This is a genomic window from Nocardiopsis changdeensis (assembly GCF_018316655.1).
In the GTDB taxonomy this organism is placed as follows: domain Bacteria; phylum Actinomycetota; class Actinomycetes; order Streptosporangiales; family Streptosporangiaceae; genus Nocardiopsis; species Nocardiopsis changdeensis.
The window spans coordinates 246,982-270,166 of sequence record NZ_CP074133.1 but is presented as its reverse complement, the minus strand read 5'-3'; the positions used below and the strand labels follow the sequence as shown (position 1 = coordinate 270,166).

General features: G+C 72.9%; 22 protein-coding genes and 1 pseudogene. 11 read left to right on the top strand and 12 right to left on the bottom strand.

Annotation, left to right across the window (positions count from 1 at the left end; translation table 11 throughout):
• The first annotated feature begins 334 nt into the window (after positions 1–334).
• The 6 genes from purS to KGD84_RS01370 all read left to right on the top strand — a co-directional run bounded on the left by purS (position 335) and on the right by KGD84_RS01370 (position 5,601).
• Positions 335–580: a phosphoribosylformylglycinamidine synthase subunit PurS gene (gene purS / locus KGD84_RS01395; RefSeq protein ID WP_220564319.1), complete on the top strand. Its 246-nt coding sequence runs from the start codon at positions 335–337 to the stop codon at positions 578–580.
• Positions 581–810: 230 nt separating this feature from the next.
• Positions 811–1,305 (top strand): ATP-binding protein, encoded by a 495-nt coding sequence (locus KGD84_RS01390; protein WP_220564318.1) that lies wholly within the window; start codon positions 811–813, stop codon positions 1,303–1,305.
• 286 nt (positions 1,306–1,591) lie between these two features.
• Positions 1,592–2,287 (top strand): phosphoribosylformylglycinamidine synthase subunit PurQ, encoded by a 696-nt coding sequence (purQ, locus tag KGD84_RS01385; protein WP_220564317.1) that lies wholly within the window; start codon positions 1,592–1,594, stop codon positions 2,285–2,287.
• A gap of 46 nt (positions 2,288–2,333) precedes the next feature.
• Entirely contained in the window at positions 2,334–2,852 is a 519-nt protein-coding gene (locus KGD84_RS01380; protein ID WP_220564316.1) for a hypothetical protein, read from the top strand.
• 78 nt (positions 2,853–2,930) lie between these two features.
• Positions 2,931–5,225 (top strand): phosphoribosylformylglycinamidine synthase subunit PurL, encoded by a 2,295-nt coding sequence (gene purL, locus KGD84_RS01375; protein ID WP_220564315.1) that lies wholly within the window; start codon positions 2,931–2,933, stop codon positions 5,223–5,225.
• A gap of 121 nt (positions 5,226–5,346) precedes the next feature.
• The gene (locus KGD84_RS01370; protein ID WP_255646957.1) at positions 5,347–5,601 is read left to right on the top strand and encodes a hypothetical protein; all 255 of its coding nucleotides are present in this window, start codon (positions 5,347–5,349) and stop codon (positions 5,599–5,601) included.
• On the opposite strand, the gene KGD84_RS01365 is transcribed toward KGD84_RS01370, so the two are convergent.
• The 6 genes and pseudogenes from KGD84_RS01365 to KGD84_RS01340 all read right to left on the bottom strand — a co-directional run bounded on the left by KGD84_RS01365 (position 5,602) and on the right by KGD84_RS01340 (position 15,406).
• Positions 5,602–7,503: an endonuclease/exonuclease/phosphatase family protein gene (locus tag KGD84_RS01365; protein ID WP_220564314.1), complete on the bottom strand. Its 1,902-nt coding sequence runs from the start codon at positions 7,501–7,503 to the stop codon at positions 5,602–5,604. It lies immediately after the preceding gene.
• A gap of 163 nt (positions 7,504–7,666) precedes the next feature.
• The gene (locus KGD84_RS01360) at positions 7,667–8,626 is read right to left on the bottom strand and encodes an ABC transporter substrate-binding protein (RefSeq protein ID WP_220564313.1); all 960 of its coding nucleotides are present in this window, start codon (positions 8,624–8,626) and stop codon (positions 7,667–7,669) included.
• Positions 8,619–10,607 (bottom strand): ABC transporter permease, encoded by a 1,989-nt coding sequence (locus KGD84_RS01355; RefSeq protein ID WP_220564312.1) that lies wholly within the window; start codon positions 10,605–10,607, stop codon positions 8,619–8,621. The genes KGD84_RS01360 and KGD84_RS01355 overlap by 8 nt, the downstream gene beginning before the upstream one ends.
• A gap of 511 nt (positions 10,608–11,118) precedes the next feature.
• Positions 11,119–12,258 (bottom strand): annotated as a pseudogene (locus KGD84_RS01350) (quaternary amine ABC transporter ATP-binding protein); the annotation flags it as partial.
• A complete protein-coding gene (locus KGD84_RS01345; RefSeq protein ID WP_220564311.1) occupies positions 12,255–13,820 on the bottom strand; it encodes a GMC family oxidoreductase in 1,566 nt (521 codons plus the stop codon). The gene KGD84_RS01345 and the pseudogene KGD84_RS01350, both read right to left, overlap by 4 nt.
• Before the next feature lie 62 nt (positions 13,821–13,882).
• The gene (locus KGD84_RS01340) at positions 13,883–15,406 is read right to left on the bottom strand and encodes an aldehyde dehydrogenase family protein (protein ID WP_220564310.1); all 1,524 of its coding nucleotides are present in this window, start codon (positions 15,404–15,406) and stop codon (positions 13,883–13,885) included.
• Between the two features lie 320 nt (positions 15,407–15,726).
• Here KGD84_RS01340 and KGD84_RS01335 point away from each other — a divergent pair, with 320 nt between their 5' ends.
• On the top strand, positions 15,727–16,389 hold the full coding sequence (locus KGD84_RS01335; protein WP_220564309.1) for a class II aldolase/adducin family protein: 663 nt from the start codon (positions 15,727–15,729) through the stop codon (positions 16,387–16,389).
• 39 nt (positions 16,390–16,428) lie between these two features.
• Here KGD84_RS01335 and KGD84_RS01330 read toward each other — a convergent pair whose 3' ends face one another.
• From KGD84_RS01330 to KGD84_RS01315, 4 genes are read right to left on the bottom strand one after another with little or no spacing between them, the layout of a single operon-like run.
• Entirely contained in the window at positions 16,429–16,968 is a 540-nt protein-coding gene (locus KGD84_RS01330; protein ID WP_220564308.1) for a hypothetical protein, read from the bottom strand.
• A gap of 37 nt (positions 16,969–17,005) precedes the next feature.
• The gene (locus KGD84_RS01325) at positions 17,006–17,200 is read right to left on the bottom strand and encodes a helix-turn-helix transcriptional regulator (RefSeq protein WP_255647155.1); all 195 of its coding nucleotides are present in this window, start codon (positions 17,198–17,200) and stop codon (positions 17,006–17,008) included.
• 46 nt (positions 17,201–17,246) lie between these two features.
• Positions 17,247–18,104 (bottom strand): ABC transporter permease, encoded by an 858-nt coding sequence (locus KGD84_RS01320; protein ID WP_220564306.1) that lies wholly within the window; start codon positions 18,102–18,104, stop codon positions 17,247–17,249.
• Positions 18,101–19,072: an ABC transporter ATP-binding protein gene (locus KGD84_RS01315; RefSeq protein WP_220564305.1), complete on the bottom strand. Its 972-nt coding sequence runs from the start codon at positions 19,070–19,072 to the stop codon at positions 18,101–18,103. Before KGD84_RS01315 ends, KGD84_RS01320 begins: the two co-directional genes overlap by 4 nt.
• Positions 19,073–19,370: 298 nt before the next feature.
• On the opposite strand from KGD84_RS01315, the gene KGD84_RS01310 reads away from it, so the two are divergent.
• On the top strand, positions 19,371–19,763 hold the full coding sequence (locus tag KGD84_RS01310) for a VOC family protein (protein WP_220564304.1): 393 nt from the start codon (positions 19,371–19,373) through the stop codon (positions 19,761–19,763).
• A 1-nt stretch (position 19,764) separates the two neighbouring features.
• On the opposite strand, the gene KGD84_RS01305 is transcribed toward KGD84_RS01310, so the two are convergent.
• Positions 19,765–20,529 carry an alpha/beta fold hydrolase gene (locus KGD84_RS01305; protein ID WP_220564303.1) on the bottom strand — a complete coding sequence of 255 codons (765 nt, stop codon included), beginning with the start codon at positions 20,527–20,529 and terminating at the stop codon, positions 19,765–19,767.
• Between the two features lie 142 nt (positions 20,530–20,671).
• Between KGD84_RS01305 and KGD84_RS01300 the strand changes: the two genes are divergently transcribed.
• The 3 genes from KGD84_RS01300 to KGD84_RS01290 all read left to right on the top strand — a co-directional run bounded on the left by KGD84_RS01300 (position 20,672) and on the right by KGD84_RS01290 (position 22,720).
• The gene (locus KGD84_RS01300) at positions 20,672–21,184 is read left to right on the top strand and encodes a DinB family protein (RefSeq protein WP_220564302.1); all 513 of its coding nucleotides are present in this window, start codon (positions 20,672–20,674) and stop codon (positions 21,182–21,184) included.
• A 123-nt stretch (positions 21,185–21,307) separates the two neighbouring features.
• Positions 21,308–21,493 (top strand): hypothetical protein, encoded by a 186-nt coding sequence (locus tag KGD84_RS01295; RefSeq protein ID WP_255646955.1) that lies wholly within the window; start codon positions 21,308–21,310, stop codon positions 21,491–21,493.
• Positions 21,494–21,889: 396 nt separating this feature from the next.
• Entirely contained in the window at positions 21,890–22,720 is an 831-nt protein-coding gene (locus KGD84_RS01290; protein WP_220564300.1) for an SURF1 family protein, read from the top strand.
• Here the strand turns inward: KGD84_RS01290 and KGD84_RS01285 are convergent.
• Entirely contained in the window at positions 22,696–23,106 is a 411-nt protein-coding gene (locus KGD84_RS01285) for a DUF3817 domain-containing protein (protein ID WP_220564299.1), read from the bottom strand. The two genes, KGD84_RS01290 and KGD84_RS01285, sit on opposite strands and share 25 nt — an antisense overlap.
• Positions 23,107–23,185 lie beyond the last annotated feature (79 nt).

Genomic DNA, 23,185 nt, shown 5'->3' with positions numbered 1-23,185 from the left:
ACTTCCACCCTGTTAGACGCCACCTTGTGCTCTCAATGATGACATCAATCGTGGTGATCCGAGTCACGAACGTACCGAAACACTCGCTTGCGGGGTTCAGGTTGCGGTAAACATCCCCGGATCCCACTACCCGCAGGCGGTCCGGGTATTCCCCGACCGGTTCCGGCCACGCGGCGGGCCCGGGGTGACGAAGGACTCACCCGCACCGGCGGCCCCCGCGCGTGCCGTACTCTGGCGTCGCCCGCTCCGAGCAGTACGGAGAGGCGTCCGCCCGGCCGGGGAGCCGGGAGCGGACGAAGAGGGCGGCACACCCATTTCTCTTGTGGAGGACCCTGTGGCCCGCGTCGTTGTTGACGTCATGCTCAAGCCCGAGATCCTGGACCCGCAGGGCCAGGCGATCGCCGGCGCCTGCTCGCGCCTGGGTTTCGAGGGGATCGAACAGGTCCGCCAGGGCAAGCGCTTCGAGGTCGAGGTCGAGGGGGAGGTCGACGAGGCCAAGCTGGCCGACGTCCGCCGCCTGGCCGAGACCCTGCTCGCCAACACCGTGATCGAGGACTTCCGGGTCCACGTGGCCTCCTGACCCGCGCGGCTCCGCGGCACCGCGCAGCGCTTCACGGCAGCGGACGGACATGCCGGATTAACGGCCTTCGCCCAAAAGCGCGAGAAGTGCCCGCAGCGCCGGATGTGCAATGTAAAGACCGGCGGCGTCCCATGAGGGCGCCGTCGGTCGTTTTACGTCCGCCGCCCTCGGGAAGGTTCCTTGACGTGCCGGGCCCATGACCGACGACGGAGCACGAGAGGTGTTATTTCATGGACGCCGTCTTCTCGATCTCCCTGCCGCGGCGGGCGTACACGGTCGCGGTCGTACGCGACATCCTCGGAACACTCCTGTTCCGGGCCGGAATGTGCCGGGACTGTGTCGACGACTTCCTGCTGGCCTCCTCCGAGGCCTGCGCCAACGCCGTGGAGCACGGGGGTCCCTCCTCCGATTACCGGGTGGACGCCGAGATCGACCGGCATTGGTGCGAGGTCCGCATCTCCCATACCGGGAGAGCGCCGGACCCCGAAGCGCTCGCCGCCCGTTTCGCCTCGGAACGCCCGCCGCCCCTACCCGGACTGGACTCAGAATCGGGTAGGGGCATTCTGTTGATGCGCCGCCTCATGGACGAGGTGTCCTTCGAGGGGGAGCCGCGGATCACCGTGCTCCTGCGCAAACGCCGGGCGAACTGCGACGCGGACCCCGAGGGCGCCGCGGCCGGGGGCGTCCCCGCACAGTTCGGCGCGCTGGCCCTGGACCGGGTCTGAGAGGTCCCGGGAGGGCCCGTCGGCGCCCCCGCCGCCACTGTGTCGCACACCACGGCACCTGTCGGGTCGTACACCCGCGGGCCCTTCCGAGCCGCCGGAATCGGGAGAATCGTACGAACGGGAGTCGCGGAACAGGGGTGAGGGTCGTACCCGAGCACAGGTGAGCGGGTACGCTGCCAAGTGCGGACGCGGTGCCCCCTCGGGGCCGGACAGGCGCCGCCAGCCTCCTCGCCGAAACTCCCCGCAGCCGCGGGGAGGGACCCGACCAACGACTCGGAGTGTGCTCATGACAGCCCGTGTGGGCGTCGTCACCTTCCCCGGTTCCCTCGACGACAAGGACGCCGCGCGCGCCGTCGCGCTGGCGGGCGCCGAGCCCGTCGCCCTGTGGCACGCGGACGCCGACCTCAGGGGAGTCGACGCGGTCGTCCTCCCCGGGGGCTTCTCCTACGGCGACTACCTGCGCTGCGGCGCCATCGCCCGCTTCGCGCCGCTGATGTCCGAGCTCGTCCCGGCCGCCCGCTCCGGGGCCCTGCCGGTCCTGGGCATCTGCAACGGCTTCCAGATCCTGTGCGAGAGCCACCTGCTGCCGGGCGCGCTCACCCGCAACTCCACCCTGCGCTTCGTCAACCGCGAGCAGAGGCTGCGGGTGGAGAGCACCGCCACCGCCTGGACCGGCGACTACGCCGAGGGACAGGAGATCCTGGTCGTCCTCAAGAGCGGCGAGGGCAGCTACGTCGCCGACGAGGCCACCCTCGACGCCCTGGAGGCGGAGAACCGGGTCGTGGTCCGGTACGCCGGCTCCGACCCCAACGGCTCCCGCCGCGGCATCGCCGGGATCACCAACGAGCACGGCAACGTCGTCGGCCTCATGCCGCACCCGGAGCACGCCGTGGAGGCGCTGACCGGCCCCTCCACCGAGGGCTTGGGCTTCTTCACCTCGATCCTCGCCCACCTGGGCGCCAAGAGCCCGGCCGGCGTCTGAGCCCGGCCCGGTCCCACCGCACACCGACAAGGGGACGATCCTCGCGATGATGGCGCTCCTGCGCTCCCGGACCACGATGTACGTACTCGCCTCCATCGTCGTCGTGGGCCTGGTGGTGTCGGCCGCCGTCGGCCTGTTCAACTCGCTGGGCGCCGTGCCGCCCGGTGCGCAGCAGACCGGGCAGGAGGGCACGGCCCCGCCCGCCCAGGCGCCCGACGTGCCCGAGCCCTCGTCGCTCGGCGATCCGCCTCCCGGCCTGGCCTACGTCTCCGATCCGGAGACCGACGTGTACTGCCGGCAGGAGGGCTGCGCCCGGCTGGTCACCGTGCTCACCGAGGACGAGGAGGTCACCGAGGACGCCCGCGCCACCGTCCAGGAGGTCTACGACCACCTGCTGGACCGGGACTGGAAGATCATGCTCCCCGAGGGCGCCGAGTCGCCCGAGGACGTGCCGCCGGAGCAGACCGTGCTGACCGACGAGACCGTCATGATCGCCGACTCCTCCACGGGCAACGCGGGGGACCCCGCGGTGCTGATGCTCCGCTACGCGGACCTCACCCGATGACCCCGCCCACGACCTTCCGCGCCGGTCGGCGGACGCCGCGGCCCGGCTCACACCAGCACATCCCGAACGGAACCACGCATGTCTGAAGTACCTCGTCTCGACACCGTCGCCGTGGCGCAGAGCAGCCCGGACACGCCTCAGCCGTACGCCGAACTGGGCATGGCGAAGGATGAGTACGAGCGGGTCCGCGAGATCCTGGGCCGCCGCCCCACCTCCTCCGAGCTGGCCATCTACTCGGTCATGTGGAGCGAGCACTGCTCGTACAAGTCGTCCAAGGTGCACCTGCGCCAGTTCGGCGAGAAGGCCCCCCAGAGCGACGCCCTGCTGGTCGGCATGGGCGAGAACGCCGGTGTGGTCGACGTCGGCGACGGCCGCGCGGTGACCTTCAAGATCGAGTCGCACAACCACCCCTCCTACGTGGAGCCGCACCAGGGCGCGGCCACCGGCGTGGGCGGCATCGTCCGCGACATCCTCACCATGGGCGCCCGTCCGGTGGCGGTCATGGACGCGCTGCGGTTCGGCCCGGCCGACGCCGACGACACCAAGCGGGTGCTGCCGGGCGTGGTCTCGGGCATCTCCTTCTACGGCAACTGCCTGGGCCTGCCCAACATCGGCGGCGAGATCGGCTTCGGCCCCGGCTACATCGGCAACCCGCTGGTCAACGCCCTGTGCGTGGGCGTGATGAAGCACGAGGACATCAAGCTGGCGCAGGCGCCCGGCCCCGGCAACAAGGTGGTGCTGTTCGGCTCCACCACCGGCCCCGACGGCATCGGCGGCGCGTCGGTGCTGGCCAGCGCCACCTTCGACGACGAGTCGCACGCCAAGCGGCCCAGCGTCCAGGTCGGCGACCCGTTCATGGAGAAGCTGCTCATCGAGTGCAGCCTGGAGCTGTTCGCCAAGGACCTGGTCGTGGGCATCCAGGACCTGGGCGCGGCGGGCGTCTCCTGCGCCACCACCGAACTGGCGGCGGGCGGCACCGGCGGCATGAACATCCGGCTGGACCGGGTGCCGCTGCGCGACCCGCGGCTCACTCCCGAGGAGATCCTCATGAGCGAGTCGCAGGAGCGCATGATGGCCATCGTCGAGCCGGCCAAGATGGACGAGTTCCTGGCCATCTGCGACAAGTGGCAGATCCTGGCCACCGAGATCGGCGAGGTCACCGACGTCACCGACGAGGAGGCCGAGCGCGGCGGGCGCCTGGTCATGACCTGGCACGGGGAGACCGTGGTGGACATGCCGCCGCGGACCGCCTCCGACGAGGGCCCGGTCTACGAGCGCCCCTACGCCCGCCCGGAGTCGCAGGACGCGCTCCAGGCCGACGACGCCGGCGCCCTGCCCCGCCCCGCGACCGACGCGGAGCTGCGCGAGCAGCTGCTGCGGGTGCTCGGCGCCCCGGGCGTGGGCGACCCGAGCTGGGTGACGCAGCAGTACGACAGCTACGTGCGCGGCGACACCGTGGTGTCGACCCCGCACGACGCCGGGATGATCCGCATCTCCGACGACTCCCACCGGGGCGTGGCGCTGTCGACCGACGGCAACGGCCGCTACACCCGCCTGGACCCGTACGCGGGCACCCAGCTGGCGTACGCGGAGGCGTACCGCAACGTGGCGGCCACCGGCGCCCGGCCGCTCGCGGTGACCAACTGCCTCAACTTCGGCTCGCCGGAGGACCCGGGCGTCATGTGGCAGTTCGCCGAGTCCGCCCGCGGCCTGGCCGACGCCTGCAAGGCGCTGGGCACCCCGGTGACCGGCGGCAACGTGAGCTTCTACAACCAGACCGGCGACGTGGCGATCAACCCGACCCCGGTCATCGGCGTGCTGGGCGTCATCGACGACGTGCGGACCCGCCTGAAGTCGGCGTTCGACTCCGAGGGCGCGCGGGTGTTCCTGCTCGGCGAGACCCGGCCGGAGTTCGGCGGCTCGGCGTGGGCCGACACGGTCCACGGCCACCTGGGCGGGCTGCCGCCGCGGGTGGACCTGACCGCCGAGGCGGCACTGGGCGAGGTGCTGGCCGAGGCCGCCGAGCGCGGGCTGGCCCGGGCCGCCCACGACCTGTCCGACGGCGGCCTGGGCGTGGCCCTGGCCGAGTCGGCGCTGCGCGGGGGCACGGGCGTGCGGGTGACGGTGTCCGAGGACGTGTTCACCGCCCTGTTCAGCGAGTCCGGCGCCCGCGCGGTCGTGGCGGTGGCCCCGGGCGACGAGGAGGAGTTCGTGGCGCTGGCGGCCCGGCACGGGGTCCCGGTGGAGCAGATCGGCACCGTGGGCGGCGACGCCCTGGTGGTGTCGCACGCGGGCGGCGCCGTGGAGGTGCCGCTGGCCGAGTTGCGCGGGGCCTACGAGTCCGCCCTCCCCGCCCTCCTGGGCGACCTGTAGGAACGCTTCGCCCCGCGGGGGCGGGACACCGTCACGGTGTCCCGCCCCCGCAGCGTTGTGCGGGGGCCGGGTGTGGGGCCGGCGGGGGTACGGGTAGTGGTAGTCACCGGAGGTGGTCGCCGTGGGACGTGAGAAGTTGCGCCGGGGACGGTTGAAGGGACCGCTGGGCAGTCCGGAGCGCCCGGCGAGCGCGTTGGGGTTCCGGCTGGTGCTGGCGGTGTTCGGCTGCCTGGTGCTGGCGGCGGGCACGGCGGCGTCGGTGGTCATGGACGCGCCCGTGTGGCTGGTGGTGGTGCTGGCCGCCGGGTTCGCGGCGTCCTGCGTGAACGTGTACTGGGTGGCCCGGCGGCTGCGGTACGAGCGCCCCGGCCGCTGATCACTCCAGCTCGAGGTCGACCGAGACCATCCGGTGGTCGGAGTACGGCACGTCCGGGTTGTCCGGGTTCGCCGCGGCGAACTCCTCGGTGACGAGGATGTGGTCGATCTCGGCGGGCTCCCCCGCCAGGGTCGGGATGGTGTTGAAGGGCCGGTCGAAGGGGTCGTGCAGGCCCGCGTCGGTGAGGATCGACCACGCCGGGTCCCCCGGCTCGATGTTGAGGTCTCCGGCCAGGACCACCGGCCGCCCCTCGGCCCGAGCCCCCTCGACGATCGCCGCGAGGTCGTGCAGCTGGGCGCGGGCGCTCTCGGCGGTGAAGTCGTAGGTCCGCGGCTGCACGTGGGTGGCGATCACGCTGACCTCGGTGCCGCCGTCCCACCGCACGACGGCCTCCAGCGCCTGGGCGCCGGTCGGCCCGCTGGGGGTGAGGGCGTGCCCGCGCACCTCGGTGACCTCGCGGGAGGTGAGCAGGGCGTCGCCCCACAGCGGCCCGTCGGCGGGCGCCCAGTAGGCCGTCATGCCGAGCTGCTCGGCGGTGAGGGACAGCGCGTCGTGGCCGCCGTTGAGCAGCCACCCGCGGTCGACCTCGCTGAGCACGACGATGTCTGGGATGTCCTGGCGGAGCAGCGCGATCTGGTCGTGCAGGGCGTAGCGCCCGTCCATGCCGTAGCCCATGCGGACGTTGTAGGCGGCCAGCCGCAGCCCCGACACGGGTTCGTGGGCCCGCTCCGCCCCGCCGCGGAAGGACGTGTGCCAGGACGGCACGGCGACGGTCAGCACCAGGGCCAGCGCGGCCGCCCCCGCGGTCAGCCAGGGGCGCCCGGCGCGGGCCGGGACGGGGCCGCGGCCGCTCATGGCGATCGCGAGGGGCACCAGGGCCAGGAACGGCACCGCGGTGTTGTCGTAGTACAGGTCGTAGGCGGCGTAGAACCCGAAGACCGCGACCGCCAGCAGGAACAGCCCGCCGAACGCCGCCCACCCGGTGGCCGCGCGCGTCGGCCGGCCGGTGCGGTGGACCGCCCACCCGGCGCAGCCCGCCAGGGCGAGCTGGCCGATCGGCAGGGCGGCGAGCGCCCAGGCGGGCCACACTCCGGGGACGCCGCCGAGCTCGGTGGGCGACGCCGCCAGCACGGCGAGCGCCCCGGCCAGGACGGCGAACGGGGCGGCCGGGTGCCCGGTGGACCAGCGCGGGTCGGCCGCGACCATCACGGACAGGACGGCGGTGGTGGCCACGAGCGCGGCGGCCACCGGTGTCTGGCCGATGACCTCGCCCACGGCCGGGTTGGCGGTGTACAGGCCGGAGAGGAACAGCAGCGGGCCCAGGGCGAGCCAGGCCCGGGCGGGCGCGGGCCGGGGCTCGGTATGGCCCGACCCGTGCCGGTGCGTCCCGGCGGCGGCCCAGGCGAACAGGGCGACCTCGACGAGCACCCCGGCCCAGGCCCAGGGGCCGTCGCGCCAGGCGAGGTCGACGGTGTTGAGGAGGGTGTGGATCACGGCGGTGGCGGCGACGCCGGTGACGACGCCGACCATCACCCCGTGCCCGGTGGTCCGGGGCCGGTCGACGGCGGTCATGGCGGACGCGGTCAGCCACACGGTGCCGGTGCCCACCAGGAACGACGCCAGGTACAGCTGCGGCGCGCCGCCGTCGGTGGCCTGGAGGGCCAGGCGCCCGGCCGCGAGCACGGCGCCCGCGGCCAGCGCGGTGCGCCAGGGGTCCAGGTACCGGGCCGCGGCGACGAAGGGGACGGGGGCCAGGAACCAGGCGAGGGCGTACAGGCCCATCAGCTCGGCCGGGGTCTCCCCCGCCCGCCCGAAGAGGGTGGTGAGCGAGGGCAGGAACACCCGCAGGGCGTCCAGGAACAGCACCGTTCCCACCGCGACGGCGAATCGGTCCCAGCGCATGGTCCTCCCGGGGGTCGGCGCCCGCACCAGCGAACATGAATGATTCTCATGTGCTGCGCTCGCACGGGCAAGGGGCACGAATACCCCGATTCCCCCGAAACCCCTCGTCATGCCTGCCGTGACCGGGCCGCGTCACAACCGCGACCCGCCCCCCACACCGCGGTCAGCGGTTCCCGAAGCCCTCCGGGAGCCACGGCCGCCACACGTCCGGGTTCTCCCGGACCCAGATCTCGGCCGCCTCGGTGGGGTCCAGGCCCTCGTCGGCGATCATCCGGGCCACCTCGTTCTGGTCCGCGTTGGTCCACGTCCAGTTGTCGAGGAACCGGTAGGCGGGGTCGTTCTCCTCCACGAACCCGGCCCGGAAGATCTTGTTCAGGTCGTAGGCCGGGTAGTCGCAGGGCACCGAGTCCGGGTCGGCGTCGCAGCCCTCCTCGTGGTCCGGCAGGTCGACCTTGACCAGGTCCAGCTCCTCCTGGAGCCACTGCGGGTCGTAGAAGTAGAAGAGCACCGGCTCCCCGGCCGCGTACCGCCGCCGCACCTCGGTGATCTGCGCGGGCTCGGACCCGGCGAACACGATCTCCAGGTCCAGGCCGAAGGCGTTGATCATCCCCTGGTCCTGGGTGACGAACCCGGGCGCGCCGCCCAGGAACTCGCCCCGGTCCCCGGTCTCGGCGGTGCGGAAGACGTCGGTGTTCTCCCGCAGCCCCTCCAGCGTGGTGATCTCCGGGTACTCCTCCGCCACGTAGGCGGGCACGTACCAGCCGATCACGCCCTCGTTGCCGTTGGGGCCGCCGTCGACCACGGTGCCGTTGCCCTCGGGGCCGTACAGCTCCATGAGGTCCTCGTGGCCCCAGTTCTCCACGATGACGTCGATGACGCCCTGGTCGATGGCCTGCCAGGACGGCTGCTCGTCCACCCGGACCAGCTGCACCTGGTAGTCCATCTCCTCGCGGAGGATGTACGCGAGCACCTCGGCGCTGGCCTCGTAGCCGACCCAGCCGTTGAGCGCCATGCGCACCGTGCCCGGGTTCCGGGCGAGCTGGTCGGTGCGCACCGCGCAGGAGGAGACCAGGGCGACCGCGGTCGCGGCCGCCAGGATCCTGACGAGGGGTCCCCTACACACGCTGCACCCTCCTTCCCTGGGTGACCCGGTCCAGGAACAGGCCCAGGCACACGATGGCCAGGCCCGAGGCCAGACCCAGCCCCAGCTCGTTCTGCGCCAGGCCGAACACCACGTCGAAGCCCAGCGACCCGGCGCCCACCAGGGCGCCCATGACCACCATGGACAGCACGAGGATGAGCCCCTGGTTGACGGCGAGCAGCAGCGAGCCGCGCGCCAGCGGCAGCTCGACCTTGGTCAGCAGCTGCCACCGCGTGGAGCCCTGGGAGGCGGCCGCCTCCAGCGAGGCCGGGGACACCCCCCGGATCCCGTCGTTGACCAGACGGATCACCGGCGGCAGCGCGAAGATGACCGCCGCCACCAGGGCGGGCACCCGCCCGATGCCGAACAGCGCCACCGCCGGGATGAGGTACACGAACGGCGGCAGGGTCTGCATGGCGTCCAGGACGGGCCGCAGGATCGCGGCGAACACGTCGCTGCGCGACATCAGCACCCCGACGACCACGCCCAGCGCCACGGTCAGCACCGACGCCACCAGCACCTGGGACAGTGTGTCCATGGCGTTGTCCCACACCCCGAGCAGGCCGACGGCCGCGAACGACCCGGCGGAGACCAGCGCGACGCGCCACCCCCCGAAGACCCACCCCAGCGCGGTGGCGCACAGGATCACCAGCCACCACGGCGAGCCGCCCAGCAGCTCGCTCAGCGGGCCCAGCACCCAGTCCAGGGTCCACGTGCCCAGCGCCGTGGTGAACGGGCCGACCGCCGCCTGGAGCCAGTCCTCGAAGGCGTTCACCGGGCCGCTGATGTCGACGGACAGCTCGCGCGGCCAGCCCCCCACCCCCACCAGGCGGCACACCGCCACGGTGGTGACGAGGACGGCGAGGTCCGCCCCCAGCAGCGGCAACCGGTACCGCTCGGGAAGCCTGTTCGCACCCCGCGAGCCGTGCCCGACGGCGCCGGTCACCCGGTCCATGGCGATGGCGAGCATGACGATCGCCAGCCCGGCCTGGAGCGCCTGCCCCACGTTGACCTTGGACAGGGCCTGGTAGATGGCGTCGCCCAGGCCGCCCGCGCCGATGACCGACGCGATGACGACCATGGACACGGCCAGCATGATGGTCTGGTTGACGCCCAGCAGGATGGTGCGCCGGGCGCTGGGCAGCTGCACCTTGGTGAGGATCTGCCAGGGCGTAGACCCCAGCGAGGTGGTCGCCTCGATGGCGCCCCGGGGCACCTCGCGGATGGCCAGCGCGGTGATGCGCACCGCGGGCGGGATCGCGTAGACCGCGGTGACCACGGCCGCCGCCGGGTCGCCGATGCCGAACAGCAGCACGAACGGCAGCAGGTACGCGAACGCCGGCATGATCTGCATGAAGTCCAGCACCGGCCGGACCGCCCGGTGGAAGCCGTCGCTGCGCCCCGCCAGGACGCCCAGCGGGACGCCGACCAGCAGGGCTATGGTGACCGAGGTGATGATCAGCGCCAGCGTCCGCATCGACTCGTCCCACAGCCCGGTCAGGGCGAACACCCCGAAGGTGGCCAGGACCAGCAGCGCGACCCGCCATCCGGCCACCCGCCAGGCGACGATGGCGCCGAGCACGGTCACGCCGGGCCAGGTCAGGAACTCCAGGAACCGGTTGATCAGCACGACGGCCGACCCCAGCCCCACCGAGATGTAGTTGAAGAAGTACAGGAACAGCGGGCTGTCGTTGCGGTTGACGACGATCCAGGCGTAGATCCCGTCCAGCCACGCCATGAACCGCTCACCGGTGCCGGTCGGGAAGCCGGGTCCGCCGCCCCAGGCCAGGCGCGCCGCCCAGTAGCCCGCCACCAGCACGGCGAACACCACCAGCGCCCGGACCCACGGGGACCGCAGTGCCGCGGCCGGGTCCCGGCGCGCGGACGCCCGGGGCCGGCCCGCCCGCTCCCGGAGCGCCGGGTCGGACGCTCCGGCTCCCCCCGCCGGGGTCGTCACGGCCATGTCAGCCACCCGACCCGGTCGGTGCGGGACCCCCGTGCCCCGCGGGGTCGGTCCCGGCCGGGGCCTGCGGGACCCGCCCGGAGCCCGGGGCCTCCGGGCCTTCCGGGGAGTCGGAGGCCGCAGGTGCCTCAGGAGGCGCCGGCACCGCCGAGGCCCCCGCCGGCCCTCCCTCCCCCGCCCGACCGGACTCGCCGGGCCCGCCGGCGTCGGCGGGCCCGCCTAGGCCGATGGGACCTCCCGGGCTATTGGGGCCTCCGGGGCCAGTGGCGCTGCCGGGGCTGCCGGGACTGGTGGGACCTCCCGGGCGGTCGGGTCCACCAGGATCGTCGGGGCCGGTGAGGCCACCAGAGCCAATGGGGTCATCGGGGCTACCGGTGTCGGTGGGGCCGCCGAGCCCGCCGGTGTCGGTGGGATCACCGGAGCCGGTGAGGCCATCCGGGCCATTGGGATCGGTGGGGTTGCCGGTGTCGATGGGAGCATCCGGGGCGGTGTCGGCCGCGGGGTTGTCGGAGCCGTGGTCGACGAGGTCCTCGGACAGCTCGCCCACCGTCTCCTCCTCGATGGCGGCGGCCACGGAGGCGTCGGCCAGCTGGTCCTCGGCGATGGCGCGCAGCACGTCGTCGCGGCCCACGTAGCCGAGCAGCCGGCCGTCCTCCACCACCCGCACCGGGGCGGTGCTGGCGGCGAGCATCGGCAGCACCTCCGCCAGCACGGTGCCGGGTTCGGTCACCGGCCCGTCGGTGCTCTCCTCGGGGAAGGGATCGCGCACCAGCCAGCGGGCCGTGAGCACGGTGGTGCGGGCGACGTCGGAGGTGAAGTCGGCGACGTACGCGTCGGCCGGCCGCCCCACCACCTCCTCCGGGGTGCCCACCTGGACGAGTTCGCCGTCGCGCATGATGGCGATGCGGTCGCCCAGCTTGAGCGCCTCCTGGAGGTCGTGGGTGATGAACACCGAGGTCTTGGCCAGCTCGCGCTGGAGCCGGACGACCTCCTGCTGCATGTCGCGGCGGATGAGCGGGTCCAGGGCGCTGAACGGCTCGTCGAACAGCAGCACCTCGGGGTCCACCGCCAGCGCGCGGGCCAGGCCGACACGCTGCTGCATGCCGCCGGACAGCTCGCCCGGCCGGGAGTCCTCGTAGCCCGACAGGCCGACCATGCCGATCATCTGCTCGGCCCGCTCGTAGCGTTCGGGGCGCGCCATGCCGCGCACCTCCAGGCCGTAGGCCACGTTGTCGATGATCCTGCGGTTGGGCAGCAGCCCGAAGTGCTGGAAGACCATGGCGATCTTGTGGCGGCGCAGCTCGCGCAGCCGCTGCGGGGTGGCCTCGCCGATGTCCTCGCCGTCGAGCAGGACCTGCCCCGCCGTGGGCTCGATCAGGCGGGTCAGGCAGCGGATGAGCGTGGACTTCCCCGAGCCGGACAGGCCCATGACCACGAAGATCTCACCCGGCCGGACGTCGAAGGAGACGTCGCGCACCGCGACGGTGCAGCCGGTCTCCTCCCTGATCCGGTCCCGGTCGGCCCGCTCCAGCCCGCTGCCGATGACGGTGTCGGCGTTCCTGCCGAAGATCTTCCACAGGTTGCGGACGGAGAAGGTGACGTCCCGCCCGCCGCCCGGCGGCGTGGCGGGTTCGGTCGTAGGGGCGCTCATCGGGCCTCCTCGCGGCGGTGGTCCTCGCGTACCAGGTCGGCGGCGCGCTCGCCCAGGGCCAGGACCGTGACCATGGGGTTGGGAGTGGGCAGGGTCGGGAAGACGGACGCGTCGGCGATCCGCAGCCCGCGCAGGCCCCGCACCCGCAGCCGCGGGTCGACCACGGCCATCGGGTCGTCGGCGGCGCCCATGCGGCAGGTGCCCGCCGGGTGGTAGACGGTGTGGGCGGCGCGGCGACCGTACTCCGACAGCTCCTCGTCGGTCCGCACGCCGGGGCCGGGGGCGACCTCGGCCTCGATCCAGGAGCGGAACGGCTCGGCCTCGGCCACCCTCCGGGCGAGCTTGAGGCCGTCGACGATGGTCCGCTCGTCGTAGCCGTCGGGGTCGGTGAAGTACCGGAAGTCCAGGGCGGGCTTGTCCCGGGGGTCCGCGCTGGTCAGGTAGAGGCGGCCGCGCGAGCGCGAGCGCGGGATGTTCGGGGTCATGCAGACCGCGTAGCCGTCGGGCGGGGAGGTGTAGCCCAGCCGCTTCGTGTTGTCGTCGAAGGGGACCTGGTAGATGTGGAACATCAGGTCCGGGCGCGGATCGGAGCCGTCGCGCCGGACGAACAGCGCGGCGTCGGAGTGCATCACCGTGTTCTGCGGGACCGGCCGGCTCGTCCTCCACATGATGATCGACTCGGGGTGGTCGAGCAGGTTCTCGCCCACGCCCGGCAGGTCGTGGCGGGGCTCCACCCCGACCTCGCGCAGGTGCGCGGTGTCGCCGATGCCGGAGAGCAGCAGCAGCCGGGGCGTGTCGACGGCGCCCGCGCACAGGATCACCTCGCGCCGCGCCGACACCGAGACACGGGTCCCGTCCCCGTCCGTCGCCTCCACCCCGGTGGCGCGGTCCCCGTCCAGGACGACCCTGTCCACCCAGGTCTCCAACAGGACGGTGAGGTTGTCGCGCACGTCCATGACCGGGTGCAGGTAGGCGACCGACGCCGAGGAGCGGTACCCGGTGTAGGGGTCGTAGGCGATGGACAGGAACCCGGCGCCCCCGGAGAACCCGCCGCCGTGCGAGGTCAGCGCGTTGAAGTCCTCGACGACCGGGACCCCGGCGGCCTTCGCCGCGGACTCCACCCAGTCGCGGACCATGGTGTTGCGGTCCTTGTCGGCGACCGGGACGATGTTGCACTTGATCCGGTCGGCGTAGGACTGCACGGTGGCGTTGTCCCAGCCCTCGGCCCCGGCGGCCACCCAGTCGTCGAGGTCCTCGGCGAAGGGCCGGAAGCTGATGAGCGTGTTGTGGGAGGAGCACCCGCCCAGCACGCGGGCCCGCGAGTGGAGGATGTGCGAGTTGCCGCGGGGCTGCTCGGTGGTCGTGTACTTCAGGTCGAGGTCGCCGTCGAGGACGCCCAGCCAGTCGCGCAGGCGGAGCACGTGCTCCAGGTCCCGGTCGTCGGGCCCGCCCTCGATCAGGCAGACGGTGGTGGCGGGGTCCTCGGTGAGGCGGTCGGCGAGCACCGACCCCGCGGTGCCGCCGCCGACGATCACGTAGTCGTAGGTCCGGTCGTGGGACACGGCGTGATTCCTCTCGTTGTTCTGCCGGGGGATGGCGGGGAGACCGGCCCGTGCCTTCGCGGTCAGCCGAACCAGCGCTGCGGTTCGGGTGCCAGGTTGCGGTAGATGTGCTTGGCCTCCCGGTACTCGGCGAGCCCGGACGGGCCGAGTTCGCGGCCGATGCCGCTGCGGCCGAAGCCTCCCCACTCGGCTCCGGGGAAGTAGGGGCCGTAGTCGTTGATCCAGACGGTGCCGTGGCGCAGGGCCGCCGCCACGCGCTCGCCGCGCGCGGTGTCGTCCGTCCACACGCCGCCGGAGAGCCCGTAGTCGGTGTCGTTGCCCAGGGCGATCGCCTCCTCCTCGGTGCGGAAGCGCTCGACGGTGACGACCGGGCCGAACACCTCGGTCTGCACGATGTCCATGGAGCGGTCGCAGTCGACGAACACGGTGGGGCGGTAGAAGTAGCCGTCCCGGAGCCCGGGCTCGTCGGGGCGCCTGCCGCCCGCGATGACGCGCGCGCCCTCCTCGAGGCCGCGGGCGACGGCGGCCTCGACCTTGGCGCGGTGCCGCTCCGACACCAGCGGGCCGCAGCGCACCCCCTCGTCCTGGCCGCGGCCGATGCGGATGGCGTCGGCGCGGCGGGCCAGCTCGGCGGTGAAGGCGTCGTGGACGTCCTCGTGCACGATGAGCCGGGCCCCGGCCGAGCAGACCTGGCCGGAGTGGAAGAACGCGGCGGAGAGGGCATAATCCACGGCGGTGTCCAGGTCCACGTCCGGGAAGACGATGTTGGGGTTCTTGCCGCCCAGCTCCAGCGCGACCCTCTTGACCGTGGGCGCGGCGGCGGCCATGATCAGCCGCCCGGTGGCCAGGCCGCCGGTGAAGGACACCAGGTCCACGCCGGGGTGCTCCGACAGGGGCGCGCCCGCCTCGGGCCCGCTGCCGGTGACCAGGTTGACGACCCCGGCGGGGACGCCCGCCTCCACCACCAGCTCCATGAGCTTGAGGCTGGTGACGGGGGTGACCTCGGTGGGCTTGATCACGCAGGTGTTCCCGGCGGCCAGGGCCGGGGCGAGCTTCCAGGAGAGCTGGAGCAGCGGGTAGTTCCAGGGGGTGATGAGGCCGCAGACGCCGACGGGTTCGTACACGATCCGGCTCTGCACCCCCTCGGGCGCGGACACCAGGCGGCCGGCGTCCTTGTCGGCCAGGCCCGCGTAGTAGCGGAAGACCCCGGTGACGTCGTCGACGTCGATGCCGCCCTCCTCCACCGTCTTGCCGGTGTCGAGGGACTCCGCCAGGGCGATGTCTGCCCGGTCCCGCTGGAGGAGGTCGGCGATGCGTTCCAGCAGGCGTGTGCGCTCGCCCGCCGCGGTGCCGCGCCACGGGCCGGCGAAGGCCCGCCCGGCGGCGGCGATCGCGTCCTCGGTGTCGGCCCGGCCGCCCTCGCTGACAACGGTCAGCACGGACGCGTCGGCGGGGTCGATGATCTCCCGCACCCGGCCGTCGCGGGCGGCCCGCCACTGCCCGTCGATGTGAATGCTGGTGGCGCGGGTCGAGCCCGGGGGCGCCAGGTAGGGCGCCTCCGGGAGGGTGTCATGGCGTTCGTTCACGGGCCCGGTGTGCCCTCGTCCGCTGGTCACAAACAACCTCTCCTCACGGGACACTTGCGTCACAATGCCTACGAACAGGCCCTGAACAGCGCGAATGACCGCAAGAGGCGTCGTCACCCGTGGTCCGCACCACGTGACCCAGGCGTAAGGAACCACACGCCGCGGCGGTCGGGGGCGGAGCCCACGCCCGGGCCTGGGGAATACGGGGAAGAGACTTTGACGTACATTTAGGTGCACCTAAGTGGTTCGCCCGGCTCACGGGCGTCCGGCACCGACGGCCCGCCCAGGGTCCGACCGCGCACCCTCGAGGAAGTCGCCAGATGTTGTTGGAGCAGGAACGACGGGACGTCTGCCTGGCCGCCCGGACCCTCGCCGCACTCCCCGGGATCGCCCCCGGCGAATCCGCCACCCTCAGCGTCCGCAACGGGGACCTGGTCGTCGTCACCCCGCACGGGGTCCCCCTGGACCAGGTCCAGCCCGCCGACTGCCCGGTGATGGCGCTGGACGACCGGATGCTGGAGGGCCGCCGCGACCCGGCGGCCGAGACCACCCTGCACATGGCCGTGCACCGGCGGACCGCCGACCACGGGCGGGAGTCGAGCGCCGTGGTCAACGCGTTCACGGCCGACACCGTCGCCGTGTCCTCGGTGCTGGCCGAGCTGCCGCCGATCCACCACCGCGCCGCGGCCCTGGGCGGGGCGATCGCGGTAACGCCGTACACCCTCTACGGCAGCGGCGACATCGCCGACCAGGCGGTCAAGGCCCTCAAGGGCCGCGACGCCGCGCTGCTGGCCGACCACGGCGGGGTCGCCCTGGGCCGGGGCCTGGAGCACGCCCTGGAGAACCTGCGCCTGCTCGACTGGCTGTGCGCCGCCTACCTGCGCGCCCGCCGGCTCGGCGAGCCCCGCGTCCTCTCCGAGGACGAGCTCGCCGCCGTCTCCCACCGCGACACCTACGGCTGGGCCGGCCCCGACATCTGGTGACCGGCCCGCCCTCCCCCGCCGCTCCGGGGGTCCCGGCCGTCAGTCCTCGTCGTCGGGGAGCTCGTCGGGGCGGGTCCAGGCCAGGTAGCAGGCCGGGAACGCTGCGTGGGCCATGGTGGTGACCACCACCAGCGGCGCCAGCACGGCCAGCGGCACCTCGGCCCCCATGTCCGTTCCGGGCGCCGCCGTGGCGAATCCGGCGGTCACCGCGACGAGCAGGGTCGCCAGGGCGGCCGTCACGTGGTGGCCGAGGCGGGTGGCCCGGTCCATCTCCGCCCGCTGGAACTCGTCCAGGCCGTGGTAGCCCACCACCCAGCGGGCGGCGATGTTGATGTGGGTCGACAGCACCGCGCTCACGAGCAGCAGCCCGACGAACCCGGCCATCCCGGGGAACGACAGCGAGGCGCCGACGACCAGGGGCAGGGCGAGGAACAGGGCCGCCGCCAGGGTGAGGGCGACGAAGACGGCCACCGCCGCGCGGCGGCGCGAGCGCGCCGCCCAGAACGCCCGGCGCCGCGGGTTCTCGATCATGGAGCGGATGCGCTCCTGGGTCCGGTTGTTCGGCTGTCCGATGAACATGGCGATCCTTCGTGGTGGTGCGGTCGGGTGCGGCGGCTCAACCGCCGATGCGGGGGAAGGGCTCGGTGGAGAACACGACCTCCACCGGGACCTCGAAGTAGCGGGCGATCCTCAGGGCCAGGTGGAGGCTGGGGCTGTACTCGCCCCGCTCCAGGTAGCCCACCGTCTGGTAGTGCACCCCGAGCGCCTCGGCGAGCTGGCGCCGCGAGACGTCCCGCTCCGCCCGCAGCATCGCGATGCGGTTGTAGATGGCCTCGGCGTTCGCAGCCTTCTTCTTCTCAGTAGGCACGCTGCATCGCCTTCTCCCGGGCCTGCTGGACCCTCGACCCCGACGTCTTGCGGGTCATCCGGCGCAGCACCCACTGCGCGGCCGCGAACCCGACCACGGCCCACAGCGCCAGCACCCCGGCGACCTGCGGCAGCTGCCAGGACCCGGCCAGCTCGGCGGCGGCCTGGGCCGGGGGCAGGACCGCGGAGCGCACGCCCAGCCCGACCCAGTAGACGGGGAAGAACTGGGCGACGGCCTGGAGCCAGCCGGGCATCAGCGTCATGGGGAAGAGCACCCCGGAGATCCCGGTCAGCCCCATGACGGGGAGCATGAGCATGCCGACACCGGTGCGCGGATTGCTCAGGACCGCCCCGACGACGGCGCCGACCGGTGCCAGGGCCAGCAGGGCCAGCACGCAGACCCAGGCCAGGGTGACCGCGCCGGCGGCGCCTTGGACGGCGAACCCGTCGATGAGGACCATCCCGGGGACCAGCATGAACAACAGGGACATGAGCGACATGGTCAGCAGGTACCAGGTCTTGGCCACCGTGTAGCCGACCATCCCGTCGGGGACCACGCGGGCGCGCAGCAGGGTGCCGTCCTCGCGCTCGCTCCCGACGACCTGGGCGATGGTGATGGTCCCGAGCAGGATGAGCAGCATCGTCACCCCGGAGGCCATGAGGTAGGCGCCCGTGGACGTTCCCTCGGTCCCGAACGAGGAGTCGGAGGTGAAGAGGGAGACGCCCACGAAGACCGCCGGGGTGAGCAGGTAGCCGCCGGCGACCTCCCCCGGGTTGGAGAACGTGTTCTTGAACTCGGTCCAGCCGCGCGAGAACCCGGCGCGGACGGCGTTGAGGGCGGGGTTCATCGGATCTCCTCGGCGAACTCGGCGGCGGCGCGCTCGGCGTCGCCGGACTCGGAGCGCTGGACCAGGTCCAGGTAGACCTCCTCCAGCGAGGGACGCAGGACCTTGAGGTCGGTGACCCCGTCCCCGTGCACCCGGTACAGCTCGGCGATGTGCCGGGCCGGGTTGTCGGTGGCGTGCACGTGGCGCTCCCCGCCGACGCTCCAGGTGACCTCGCTCTGCATGCCGACCAGGGAGGAGAGCCGGTCCGCGCTGCCGTCGGCGACGATGCGCCCGCCCGCGAGGATGAGGACGCGGTCGGCGAGCTTCTCGGCCTCGGCCAGGTCGTGGGTGGTGAGCAGGACGGTGGTGTCGTCCTCGTCGGTGAGCCGGTGGACCAGCTCGTGGAAGTCCCGCCGGGCCTGGGGGTCCAGGCCGGTGGTGGGCTCGTCGAGGAAGAGCAGCTCGGGGCGGCCGACCAGGCCCAGGGCGACGTCGACGCGGCGCCGCTGGCCGCCGGAGAGGGTGCGCAGCCGCTTGTGGGCGTGCTCGGCCAGGCCCAGGGACTCCAGCAGTTCGTCGGTGTCGTAGGGGCGCGGGCGGCCGGGCTCGGAGTAGGGGGCGTGGAAGCGGCCGAAGTGGTCGACGAGGTCGCGCACCCTCCAGGCGGCGTGGTCGCGCCAGGACTGCATGACCACGCCGATCCGGGACCGCCAGCGCTCGTCGCCGCGGGCCGGGTCCGAGCCCAGCACCTCGACCTCGCCGGCGGAACGGGCCCGGAAACCCTCCAGGATCTCGACGGTGGTGGTCTTGCCGGCCCCGTTGGGGCCGAGCAGGGCGACGACCTCGCCGCGGCGGGCGGTCAGGTCGACACCGCGCAGGACCTCGGTGGCCCCGTAGTTCATGCGCAGGCCGCGAACGGTGATCGCGGCCGGCTCGGGGGTCCCGTACGACACCTCCCGGGCCACCGATCGTGCTCTGGGCTCCGCCATGGCCGCTCCTCTCTCATCGTCTCTCTACTGCGATTGATAGTACATGTACTACATAAGACAGGACAAGCACTACATCTGAAAGTAGGGATGATACGGATCGCCGCACGTGGGCCATCCCCGGCGAAGGCACGGCTCGGCGCAGGGGCGTGGCCGCATCCGGACGTCCGCGGGAAATCCCCCGCCACCGTGTCGGCACCCCCCTGGACCCGGAAACCGGGTACGGATACTCAGGAAGGGCGTCACCCCGAGGCGCCACACTGGTGCCGACGACCGCAGACCCCGCTGGGAGGCCCCCGAGATGCGCTGCAGCTACATCCGCCTACTGGTCGACGACTACGAAGCCTGCTTCCGGTTCTACTCCGACGTGCTCAAGCTCCCCGTGCTGCGCGGTGACGAGCACAGCCGCTACGCCGAGTTCGACGTGGACTCCACCACCCGCCTGGCGCTCAACCAGCGCGAGGTCATGGCCGAGGCGCTGGAGACCGACACGGCCGACCCCGGACTGCCCCACCAGGACCGCATGGCCGTGGTGTTCGAGGTGGACGACGTGGACGCCACCGCCGCCCGGCTGGTCGCCGCCGGGGCGCGCCAGGTGATGGCGCCGCGCGACTGGACGGCGTGGGGGATCCGCGCCGCCCACTTCCGCGACCCGGACGGCTACCTGCTGGAGGTCAGCCGCCCGCTCATCTGAGTCACGGGGCCACGTGCTCCACCAGCAGCTCGTTGACCCGGTCCGCCCGCTCCACACCGAGCAGGTGCGCGGCTCCCGCGACGACCTCGAACCGGGAGTCGGCGATGCCGTCGGCGAGCCTGCGCCCGTGCCCGGGCGGCAGCAGGGGATCGTGCGCGGCCGACACGACCAGGGCGGGCACCCGCACGCCCGCGACCAGGTGCCGCTGGTCCATCGCGTGCACCGCGTCGCACACCGAGGCGAACGTCGCCGGGTCGATCCGGCCCAGCTCGTCGGTGAACCGCTCCACCACGTCGGGGCGCTCCCGCCCCATGTCGGGGGTGAACCACGGCAGCGACACGTCGGCCAGCACCGACTCCATCCCGGCCTCGCGCGCCCGGTCCGCCAGCCGGCTCCACCGGTGCGCGGGGGGCGTGCGCGGCGCCGCGGCCAGCAGGGCGATCCGCTCCAGGGTGCGCGGCGAGTTGGCGGCGATCCACACCACCAGCGAGGCGGCGAACCCGGCGCCCACCGCCGACACCCGTGCCAGGTCCAGCTTCTCCAGCAGCGCCAGCACGTCCAGCGCGAGGTCCTCGATGCCGCACGAGCCGGCCGCGGCCGGCGAGGAGCCGTGGCCGCGGTGGTCGATCCGCAGGACCCGGCGGTTGCGGGTCAGCTCGGGCATCTGCGGCTCCCACACCGACATGGTGGTGCCGAACGGCGGCACGAGCAGCACGACGGGCGCGTGCCGCGGTCCGTCGATCCGGTACTGGAGCGGAATGGTCATGGGGCCTCCGGGTCGCCAGAACGCCAGGGTATCCGCAAGCGCCGGGAGGCCACCGGTATCCGCCGCCGGTGGAGGACAGAACCTGACCTCCACGCTTTCTAGGGTGGTACCACCGAGACGGCGAAGAGAGAAGGCGGCCACGATGGCGACGGACACCGAGCGCACCTCCATCCTGAAGATGCTCGCGGACCAGCGCGACTTCCTGCGGTTCGCGGTCAGAGGGCTGGACGACCACCAGGCCACCCGGCGCACCACCGACAGCGAGCTGACGCTGGCGGGCCTGGTCAAGCACGTGACGCAGATGGAGGAGAACTGGATCCGGTTCGCCCAGGACGGCCCGCCCGCCGAGCCGGTCGACTACGAGGACCCGGCCTCCTGGCAGGAGCAGGCCGACAGCTTCAACCTGCTGGACGGCGAGACCCTGGAGGGCACCCTCGCCCGCTACGACCTCGTCGCGGCCGCGACCGAGGAGTACGTCCTCTCCCTGCCCGACCTGGAGAAGAGCCACCCGCTCCCGGAGGCCCCGTGGTTCGAGCAGGGCGCCTCCTGGTCGGTCCGCGACGTGCTCCTGCACATCCTCCGAGAGACCGCCCAGCACTGCGGCCACGCCGACATCATCCGCGAGTCCTTCGACGGCCAGAAGACCATGGGCTGAGCCCCCGCACCGCCCCCGAACAGGACATGTGAGGGATGCCGGCGCCCGGGGTGACAACCGTCATCCCGGGCCGGTGACAACGGCGCCTACCGGCCCCGCGGCCCGGCGGCGAGGATGGTGCACATGACGAAGACACAGAGCACCTCCCCGGACTGGACCCTCGGACTCTCCCTCGGACTGGCGGTCGGCATGGGCTTCGCCGCCGTCCTCACCGACCTGCTGCTGGGCGTCACCCTCTCCGCCTGCTTCGGCGTCGCCCTCGCCTACACGCTCCCCCAGGCCCGCCGCGCCGCGACCGCCGCGCAGTGACACCGGGCGGTGACCCCGGACACGCGGACGGGGTGCGCCCGAAGGCGCACCCCGCCGCACAAAGGCGGCGAGGGCCGCTTCCGCATCCCCCCTCAAAGTACGGAAGCGCCCCTCGCCTGGGAAACGGCCTGCGACTCCTCCCCCCTGGAGTCGCGGCCTGGAAGGTCCGCACGCGGTCGGCTCGGTGCGCTCGGCGGCCCCTGGGGCCCCGGAGCGACTTTGTCGTTCCGCGTTGATAGAGACACTACCCACCCCGACCTCGGTAGACAACCCTCTGTCACGAGAACTTACTTAAAGTGATCGCCATTCCTCCGTCGATACCGGCCCAAGCCACCGCGTGCAGTGTCAACCCGGGGTCATGACCGACTCCTCCGGAGGCGCACATAGCCTGGTCGGGTGAGATCACCGCTGCTCCGTCCCCGATGGCTCGGCATCCACCTCGGCATCCTCCTGGTCGCCGCGGTGTGCGTCGCCGGTACCGCCTGGCAGTTCGTCCGCGCCTTCGAGCCGGACCGCGAGGTCATCACCAACCCGGTGGAGGACCTCGCCGGCGCCGTGCCGCTGGACGGCCTCCTCGAACCCGGCGAGTACATGCACCCGGAGACCTTCGCCAACACGGCGGTCACCGTCACCGGGCGCTACTCCCCCGAGGAGACGCTGCTGGTGCCGCGCACCGAGGACGGCGCCCGCGGCCACGACGTCATCCTGCCGCTGGTCACCGACGACGGCGCGGCCGTCACCGTCGACCGCGGCTGGATCCCCGAGGGCGCCGCGGCCCCCGAGGTCCCCGGCGGGGAGGTGACCGTCACCGGCTGGCTGCTGCCGCCGGTCTCCGACGGCGGGTTCACCCCGGTCGCCACCGAGGACGGGACGGTGGAGCGGATCGCCACCTCGCTGCTGGTCAACGAGTGGGACCACCCCCTCTACGAGGGGTACGTCATCCTGCCCGAGGGCGACCCGGCGGCCGAGGGCCTCACGCCGGTGCCGCCGCCCGAGCCGCCCACCGGGTTCACGGTCAACTGGCGCAGCCTGAGCTACACCTTCCAGTGGGCGATGTTCGGCGTCTCCGCGCTGGTGTTCTGGGTCCTGCTGATGCGGCGCGAGCTGGCGGACGCGCGGGCCTCCGGCGACACGAAGGCCCCCTCCGAGGCGGAGGGGGCCCGGTCGGAGGAGGCCGCGGGTCCGGGGGAGCGGCCCGGGGATCAGCCGGCGGCGGCGGGCTCCTGAGCCGGGGCGGCCGCCCCGGCCTCCTTCGCCTTCTCCGCCTTCACGACACGGTGCTCGACCACGAAGCCGAGGATCGGGATGGTGCCGGCCAGCACCACACCGAGCGTCTTGGGCGCGCTCCAGCGGCGGTCCAGGGCGACCCACAGCACCACCAGCACGTACACCATGTAGATGTAGCCGTGCGGCATGGCGATGAACAGCATCAGCGGCGACTCGGGCCCGAACCAGTGGTCCAGGCCGAACGGCGCCGGCATCAGGGAGAACCGCGCGGTCTCCCCGACGAGGTACTTGGCGGGCATGGCCACGAAGGTCAGGCCCAGCAGGAAGACACCGGTCACATAGGCCAGCACCCGGTACAACCCCAACGACACACGGCTCTTGTCCACCGTTGCTCCACACCCACTCGGACGGTCTCGCACCCCGCGGAGATCCGGGGCCCTTTCCCGAGGCTAAACGCTGTCCGAA